Here is a 1,389-nt window from a genome sequence, read left to right on the forward strand (position 1 = left end):
CCATCTGGGTCCCGGCATTCGCCGGGATGAGCGGATCAAAATTCAGGCGTTGAGGTTCAGGTTGACGAACAGGTCCCGCCAGGTCGGATTGTCCGCCTCGATCAGCATCAGCTTCCAGGAGCGCCGCCACTCCTTGATCCGCCGTTCGCGTCGAAATGCGTCCTCGCGGGTCTCGAACGTCTCGTACCAGACCAAGATCGTGCAGCCGTACTTCGCCGTGAATCCGTCGCGGAGATATCCACGATGCTTCGATCCGACGTGACAAATCATCGGTGGAGCCGATGTACAGCGTGCCGTTCCGCCGGCTGGCTACGATGTAGGTGTAGAAGGCCATGCAGCATTTCCCCACCGCTCGCGCTATGGGGAAAGCTTAGAAACCGACGTTTTGGTTTGACGTCCCCTACACCATCACCGGCGTCAGCGGCGGTTCGCCGTAGCGGTTCTCGCCGGTCTGGCCCTGCGCGACGCCCACCCACAGGGTGAAGGCGGCGGCCGAGAAGAAGGCGATGGCGACGCTGACCAGCAGGCCGCCGACGCCGGCCAGGGCGGCCCAGTCGGTGTCGGTGTTGGTGATCTCGCCCAGGATGGCGCTGATCCCGATCGACATGGCCGAGCCGATGATCAGCACCGGTCCCAGGATGATGGGGACCAGTTGCCACCAGCCGCTGCGGCCCATGTCATGCAGCCGTTTCGTGCAGAGGCAGACCCAGGCGAAGATCGCCACGATGGCGACGACTTGCCCGATCAGCGGGATCCAGCCAGCCACCACGTGGGCGCCCAGCAGCATCAGCCAGCCGATCCAGAACGCCTGACGGCCGATACGGCCCTCGGCGGAGAAGAACAGCGATTTCCAGTCCATTTCCAGCTCCCAATCTTGAGGAAGAGATTAGGACCGGCGACCACGCGGCTGAAGTGAATTGCAAGTCATGACGCGGGTTTAACCTAGCGTGACTTGAACCCTCTCCCAGCGGGAGAGGGCGGGGCCCGCGCTCGAAGAGCGTGGGAGGGTGAGGGGTTACGCCCTCGCCGATTGCACGCGAGCGCCCTGCYGGCACGCCGKCCGACGYCTTCACCCCTCACCCTCCCATGCTGCGCATGGGCCCCTCCGTCTCCCCTCCGGGAGAGGGCATCACAAGGACATCCCCATGACCGCGTTCCACGACACGCGCCTGCCCGCGCGGCTGGCGTTCGGCTGCACCGGCGGGGTCGAGCGGCGGACCCAGGTGACGACCCTGGGCTCGGGCTTCGAGCGGCGGTCGAGCCCCTGGGCCCAGGGGCGGCGGCGCTACCTGATCGGCACGGCGGTGCGGCCGCTGGACGACGCGGCCGAACTGGTCGCCTTCTTCGAGGCGCGGCGCGGGCGGCTGCACGGCTTCCGCTTCCGCGACC

2 protein-coding genes and 1 pseudogene are annotated in these 1,389 nt (G+C 66.5%); 1 reads left to right on the top strand and 2 read right to left on the bottom strand.

Annotated elements, in window-relative coordinates; genetic code table 11:
* Positions 1-42: 42 nt before the first annotated feature.
* Positions 43-334, bottom strand: a pseudogene (locus AC1DZ6_RS25145) (GIY-YIG nuclease family protein).
* Between the two features lie 66 nt (positions 335-400).
* The gene (locus tag AC1DZ6_RS25150) at positions 401-859 is read right to left on the bottom strand and encodes a DUF805 domain-containing protein (RefSeq protein WP_477099812.1); all 459 of its coding nucleotides are present in this window, start codon (positions 857-859) and stop codon (positions 401-403) included.
* A gap of 286 nt (positions 860-1,145) precedes the next feature.
* Between AC1DZ6_RS25150 and AC1DZ6_RS25155 the strand changes: the two genes are divergently transcribed.
* A partial coding sequence (locus AC1DZ6_RS25155) for a DUF2460 domain-containing protein (protein ID WP_477099813.1) occupies positions 1,146-1,389 on the top strand: 244 nt, incomplete at its 3' end.

It is taken from the genome of Caulobacter sp. P1_B12_2 (genome assembly GCF_056406675.1).